We start from the raw sequence: 1576 nt of genomic DNA on the forward strand, positions 1-1576 counted from the left end.
GTGGTATTGGTTCGTGTTGTTAACCCTGCTTTCCCTGAAGGCATGATGTTAGCGATATTATTTGCAAACTTGTTCGCACCATTGTTTGACTATTTTGTCGTACAAGGCAACATCAAACGGAGGCTTGCTCGCAATGTCTAAAACTAAAAAAACTGAAACGGTTGCCGGTACGCTGATCTTTGTTTTAATTATTTGTTTAGTGTGTGCGGCTCTAGTATCAGTGGCTGCAGTGGGCTTAAAACCATTACAAACGGCTAACAAATTACTCGACAAACAAACTAAAATTCTTGAAGCCTCTAATTTATTAGCTGTAGCTTTAAAACCGGAAAACATAAAAGTTGCTGGTAGCGAAGATAAAAGCATTGTTAGTACTTACGAAAAGTATGTTGTTGCTAAAATGATTGATCTTGATTCAGGGGCAATTATTGATGGTGATGTAAATGCTTTTGATGAACGTAAGGCTGCGCGTGATGTTACTCAAAGTATCAAACCTAAAAATGACATGGCAGGTATTAACCGTCGTGCTAATAGTGCGGTTGTTTACTTAGTCAAAAACGAACAGGGTCAATTAAACACTATTGTCTTACCTATCTTAGGTATGGGTTTATGGGACTTAATGTATGGCTTTGTTGGCTTAGAAGCTGATTTAAATACCGTCAGCAGCGTAGTTTACTCTGACCTTAAGGAAACCCCTGGATTAGGCGCTGAAGTGCTGAATCCTAGATGGAAAGCTTTATGGCCAGGTAAAAAAATGTTTAACGAGCAAGGTGATATTGCCATTAAAATCGTTAAAGGTGGCGCTAAAGAAGGTGACATTCACGGTGTTGATGCTTTATCTGGTGCGACATTAACCAGTAATGGTGTTGAGCATACTTTGCACTTTTGGTTAGGTGATGAGGGCTATGGTCCTTTCATCAGCAAATTTAAAGATGGAGGGCTTGATTAATGTCTTCAGATACTAAAAAAGCCTTATTTGGGCCAGTTATTGATAACAACCCAATTGCTTTACAAGTTTTAGGTGTTTGTTCTGCCTTAGCGGTAACAAGCTCAATGGCTAATGCATTAGTCATGACGCTAGCTGTGATGGTAGTAACCGCATTTTCAAACTTCTTTATATCGGTTATTCGTAATCAAATACCGTCAAGTGTGCGTATTATTGTGCAAATGGCGATTATTGCCTCACTAGTTATTGTTGTTGACCAAGTATTGAAAGCTTTCTCGTATCAATTATCGAAAGAGTTATCAGTATTTATTGGTCTGATCATCACTAACTGTATCGTTATGGGTCGCGCTGAAGCTTTTGCTATGAAAGAAAAGCCGGGCATAAGCTTTATTGACGGTTTAGGCAATGGTTTGGGTTATGGCGCAGTATTAATGGTCGTGGCTTTTTTCCGAGAACTCTTTGGTTTTGGTACTATCTTCAATATGGAAGTATTTCAGTTAGTGCAAAACGGTGGCTGGTATCAAGGTAACGGCTTATTGGTATTACCATTTAGTTCATTCTTCATTATTGGTTTAATCATCTGGGCTATTCGCCAGTGGAAACCTGAAGAAGTAGAGAAGGATTAATCCATGG

The 1576-nt window shown here is 39.0% G+C and carries 3 protein-coding genes; all 3 read left to right on the plus strand.

The features are described from left to right. Positions 1-141: RnfABCDGE type electron transport complex subunit D (locus HRT50_RS18790; RefSeq protein ID WP_291617382.1), on the plus strand; the 141-nt coding region annotated here is incomplete at its 5' end. Further along, positions 134-946: a Na(+)-translocating NADH-quinone reductase subunit C gene (locus HRT50_RS18795; protein ID WP_291617378.1), complete on the plus strand. Its 813-nt coding sequence runs from the start codon at positions 134-136 to the stop codon at positions 944-946. The genes HRT50_RS18790 and HRT50_RS18795, both read left to right, overlap by 8 nt. Then, positions 946-1569 carry an NADH:ubiquinone reductase (Na(+)-transporting) subunit D gene (locus tag HRT50_RS18800; RefSeq protein ID WP_291617380.1) on the plus strand — a complete coding sequence of 208 codons (624 nt, stop codon included), beginning with the start codon at positions 946-948 and terminating at the stop codon, positions 1567-1569. Before HRT50_RS18795 ends, HRT50_RS18800 begins: the two co-directional genes overlap by 1 nt. The last annotated feature ends 7 nt before the right edge of the window (positions 1570-1576 follow it).

The sequence above is a fragment of the Colwellia sp. genome, assembly GCF_013215345.1.
Classification (GTDB): Bacteria; Pseudomonadota; Gammaproteobacteria; order Enterobacterales; family Alteromonadaceae; genus Colwellia.

What these genes read in the sequence shown, in the direction of transcription:
- HRT50_RS18795 (WP_291617378.1), top strand. Translation starts at nt 134, where the DNA reads ATGTCTAAAACTAAAAAAACTGAAACGGTTGCCGGTACGCTGATCTTT.
- HRT50_RS18800 (WP_291617380.1), top strand. Translation starts at nt 946, where the DNA reads ATGTCTTCAGATACTAAAAAAGCCTTATTTGGGCCAGTTATTGATAAC.